General features: G+C 64.4%; 1 pseudogene. It reads left to right on the plus strand.

Annotation, left to right across the window (positions count from 1 at the left end):
* A pseudogene (locus tag EN824_RS34350) lies at window positions 1–306 on the plus strand (leucyl aminopeptidase); the annotation flags it as partial.

The raw sequence follows: 306 nt of genomic DNA on the forward strand, positions 1-306 counted from the left end.
GCGAGCCTTGCCGCCGGCATCCTCCTGCGCAGCTACGCCTTCGACAAATACAAGACCAGGAAAGACAAGGAGGACGGCCAATCTGACGCGAAGGACGCCAGGAAGGCCGAGGCGGCGAAGCCCGCCAAGATAACCATCCACTGCGCGGATCCCGCCGCCGCGAAAAAAGCCTTCGCCAGCGAAGGGGCGGTGATCGACGGGGTTTTGCTTGCGCGAGATCTCGTCAATGAGCCGGCCAATGCGCTTGGACCGGTCGAGTTCGCCGCCCGCGCCAGAGAACTGGAAGCGCTCGGCGTCGAGGTCGAT

The sequence above is a fragment of the Mesorhizobium sp. M8A.F.Ca.ET.181.01.1.1 genome, from assembly GCF_004792025.1.
Taxonomy (GTDB): Bacteria; Pseudomonadota; Alphaproteobacteria; order Rhizobiales; family Rhizobiaceae; genus Mesorhizobium.